The following is a 4,326-nucleotide window of genomic DNA, read 5'->3' on the forward strand; positions in this document are numbered from 1 at the left end:
CGCCCCCCTCCTTCCACGAAAACCCTCGCCAAGGTATGGGTGCCGCGGGGCACGCCGCGCCCGCCGGCCCCGCGAGCGGAATCCTATTGAAGCGCTTCGACATAGTCCATTTCCAGCGGCTCGAACGAAATGGTTTCGAGCACATCGGCCACCAGCGTCCGACTGGGATTGAACTGGGCAACCAGCAACATCGTGACGTCCACTTGCGAGGCCGACGCATACCGCCGACACGACGCCTCATCCCATTTTGACACCAGCAGGTCTACGTCCGCCGTCTCCAAGACGGCGGGAATCCGCGGCCCGATATAGCCGAGGATATTATCCACCGGAGCCGTGCTATGGACTTGCGGCAACAGCATCCGTTTCATCTCGGCCAACTCCTGGTCGCAGTGGCGGCATTCCATATCGTGCACCACCTGCATAAAGCATGGCGTCCGAAGAAACGCCAGCGCCACCGCCCGCGAATCATACACGCCGATGGCGTCCACGTGTTCTGCCACAGGCACTGGTGTATTGCTGCGGCTTGCGCAACCCGCCGCCATGAAGACCGCGATGAACGAGTAGAATACGGCTTTCCATTTCATGATACGTCCTCCCATTGTTTGTATCGTAACACCCCGTGTGTTGCAGGCATTGAAACGGCAAACCGGCGCGGCGACCATTATAAGATGAAAGCGCGATTGTATCCCCGCACATCAGACCGCACCGAGCGCTTGACATCGATCCGCCACATGCGTTCCGCCCAAGCGGCAAGAATGGCCACCGCTGGACGCCGTCACTCGATTCGAAGAGAACGGCAAGCACGCGTCCCCTTGGCCTCTTCGAGCCTTTGCGGTCATGGATGGTTCAGCGGGTTTACCGCAAACCGGCTCCCGGCATCCCTTCGGCGGAATGCCCTAGTCGTCGCGTTCGCCGAGATAGCGCCGCCGGTAGATTTTGGCGAGGCCGCCGGAAGAGGTTTCCTTGAAGTCGGTGGAAAGCGACTGCCCCGTCTCGAGCATGACATCCACCACGTTGTCGTACGAAATCGCATGGAAGCCGTCGGACAACATCGCCAGATGCGCGCAGTCGATCGCCCGCAGGGCGGCATGGGCGTTGCGCTCGATGCAGGGAATCTGCACCAGGCCCAGCACGGGATCGCACGTGAGCCCCAGATGATGCTCCAGCCCCATCTCGGCGGCATATTCGATCTGGCGCGGCGTTCCGCCCAGCAATTGCGCGGCGGCGGCCGCCGCCATCGCGCAGCCGACGCCCACCTCGCCCTGGCACCCGACATAGGCGCCGGAGATCGACGCGTTCGTTTTGGCCAGGTTTCCGACCAGCCCCGCCGTGGCAATGGCGCGGAGAATCTCGACTTCGTTGACGGCGAGCTTTTCATTCAAATGGAACAGCGTGGCCGGAAGCACCCCCCCGCCGCCGCAGGTGGGCGCCGTGACAATCACGCCGCCGCAGGCGTTCTCTTCGGACACCGCATAGGCATAGGAGCAGAGTTGCGCATCGTCCAGCAGCCCGGCCGAAAGCATTCTGCTCTTCCGGTGCATCGAATGGGCCTTGCGCGGCAACTTCAGCTCGCCGGGCAACACGCCGTTGGCATTGACGCCGCGTTCCACGCTCGCCTTCATGGTTTGCCAGAGCGTGGCGAGGAAATCGAGAAACCCGTCATCCTCCCGCAACAGGACATATTCCCAGAACGAAAGCCCTTCCTTCTCGCAGAACCGCAGGATCGCCTCCATGTTTTTTTCCGGGTAGACCTCGCCGGTCTCCCGGTGATCGGACAACAGCGCCCCGCCGCCGATGCTGTAGTCCTCGGCGGACCCCATGGTTTCGCCCGAGGCGTCCAGCGCCTCGAACCGCATGCCGTTGGTATGCTGCGGAAGTTCCTCTTCCGGCTTCCAGACGATCTCGACCTCCGCGCCCTTGAAGGCCGCATGAATGGCCCGGTCCGTCAGGTGCCCCTTGCCCGTTGCCGCCAGGCTGCCATAAAGCGTGATGCGATACCCAGCCGCCTGCGGGTAGCCCGCAAAAAAACGCAACGCGGCTTCGCGCGGCGCCATGGTGTGGGAGCTCGAAGGCCCCGTTCCGATCCGATATAGCTCATAAAGTGATTTCATTATTTCATCCCTACCCAAAACCGATTTGCCGAACTCAGGTCGACTCGGAGTTAATCATTCGCAGTGAAAGCCCACCGGCCCGGTTGGACCTTGAATTGGATATAGTGCTCCGTGTTTTCGACAAAGGTCAGCCCGTCCGGCAACTGGGCCGGCTTGCCATCGCGCCAGACCAAGGTTCCGTTTGCTTCGATACGGGCAACGTTTCTATCGGCTTTCGGAATGCCGACGATGGCGCTGGTGCCGGCGGGCGAAGTCAGGGTCATCGAGAAGGCGTCCGGTTCGTTCAGCAGCTCCAGCCGGATATCGCCGCGCACGGAAGGCACCGTGGTCCTGATCGCTTTCAGCGGCCCCATTTGCGGCAGGACGTGGTAGGTTTCGTAGCCCGGCTTCGTGGGCGCGACGCCCGCGCCGTATTGCGAGAGCAGGGTCAGCATTCCGCCGCACCAGGCGTGGTTGATGGTTCCGCCGCCGCTTCCGCCGATCGTCCAATCCTCCCACAGCGTGGTGTGCGGATGGTCGACCATGATCTGGAATCGTTTTTTCGTGCGCGCAATGGCGTCGTCCGCGAAGCCCATTTGATAGAGCGCCTCGCAAACGTATTTCTCCATGTAGGGGCTGGCGTGCATCGAGGTTTTAAACACCTCGCGAATGGCGTCGAATTGATCGGGCTGGGCCAAGCCCGCAACGACGGCCAGCGCATGGACGCGGTCGTCGGTCTGGCCTTTGTAGCCCGGCGAGCGATAGGCCTTGCCGGTCCAGAAGGTTTTGTTGAAGTGGTTTTCAATGCCGGCCATCTTGGCTTTGATGGTCTTGGCATCTTCCGTTTCGCCCAGCTCCTCGGCCATGTTGAGCTGCCCCTTCAGGGCGAGGTAATACCACCCATTGAAGAGGATGGTCATATCCTTGTTGCGGCCCCAGTCGCCCCAGGCCCAGCCGCCGCGGCGCGGCACCACGAGTCCGTTTTCGCCCAGTTCCCACACCGCAAGGTAGCGCTTCACCGCCGGGTAGACCGTGCGGATCGTTTCGAGGTCGCCCGTGTAGAGATAGTAGGTCCAGAACCCGAAATAGCCGACGGAGTTGAGCATCTGCATCGGCAACTCCTTGTCCCAGCTACCCGCCGGAACCGGCGAAAAGAGCGTGTTGTCTTCCCGTTGCCAGTTCGCGAGTTCGAGGATGCCCTTCTTGGCGAGCAGGCTCGCGCGCGGATCGAGCGCGTAGAACGCTTCGCCCATTTCGTTGACCATGTCGCCCCACCACTGGGCGCGCTCGCGGTCGGGACAATCGTAGTAGGTGTCGCGCATCGTGATGTAAAGCGTTCGCAGCGCCTTTTGGCGGTAGCGGTTCAGGAACGCGTCGTCGCATTCAAAGGTTCCGGCGAACTCGGTGTCGTATCCGGTTTCGCGGTATTTGAGCGCAAGGATCTTGATCCCGGCCGGAATGGTGTAACGGGCCGCGTGCCCGTTCATCCATCCGAGGGTTTCATATTCCTGCACGCCCGCGCGGGTGATGTATTCCGCCCGCACGTTCGCAGAGCCGCCGCCCAGATAGTTGTCCATGCGGATGTCGATGGCCTGCCCTGCCGGAGCCTCGATCTTGAGATAGGGCGTCACCTGCGCATTGTAGGGCAACTTAAGCTCGATCGTCTCGCCATCGGATACGCGCGGGAAATCCCCGGCGTCGGCATAGTCCTTCAGCCCGAAATCCTTCCAAAACGGAATCGGCCGCGCGACGAGCCGGTTCCACGGCGCGCATGGCGGCGTCCCGAATTCGATGGCGGCGGGCCAGTCGGAATCGTCGTAGTCGGCATTGGTCCACTTAACGATATCGCGCCGGGCATCGAACCGGATATTGGATTCCGGCAGACGGAAATTCGGATGCGGCTCGCCGGTATTTCCATAGGCGGGATGCACCATCGCCTTCCAGCCTGCGCCGCTGAGCAGCCGCTCGCCATCCACCTCCGCATCGAATACGAACCCCGCCTGGCCGCTGCTCTTGTGGCTAAACCCTTGCTTCCCGAAATACCAAACCAGCACCGCGATCGTGTTGTCGCCGCGGTGCAGATGCGCCGCCAGATCCAGCTCGTCGTAGTAGGTATCCTCGGGCGTGGGCCCGCGCTTGAGCTGCCCCTCGAACACCACCGGCTCCCCGTTGATCCACAGCCAATATTTCGAGTCGGCCGCAATCCGCGCAACGGCCCGTTGCGGTTCCCGGTCCA

At 62.0% G+C, this 4,326-nt stretch carries 3 protein-coding genes; all 3 read right to left on the reverse strand.

Features of this window, described 5'->3' with window-relative positions; translation table 11 throughout:
* Window positions 1–83: 83 nt before the first annotated feature.
* Window positions 84–584, reverse strand: coding sequence for a hypothetical protein (locus ABYO54_RS14550; RefSeq protein WP_372808968.1), 501 nt, complete (start codon window positions 582–584; stop codon window positions 84–86).
* A 312-nt stretch (window positions 585–896) separates the two neighbouring features.
* The gene (locus tag ABYO54_RS14555) at window positions 897–2,111 is read right to left on the reverse strand and encodes an L-serine ammonia-lyase, iron-sulfur-dependent, subunit alpha (RefSeq protein WP_372808969.1); all 1,215 of its coding nucleotides are present in this window, start codon (window positions 2,109–2,111) and stop codon (window positions 897–899) included.
* A 50-nt stretch (window positions 2,112–2,161) separates the two neighbouring features.
* Window positions 2,162–4,326: alpha-L-rhamnosidase C-terminal domain-containing protein (locus ABYO54_RS14560; RefSeq protein WP_372808970.1), on the reverse strand; the 2,165-nt coding region annotated here is incomplete at its 5' end.

The organism is Pontiella sp., from assembly GCF_041622395.1.
GTDB lineage: Bacteria > Verrucomicrobiota > Kiritimatiellia > Kiritimatiellales > Pontiellaceae > Pontiella.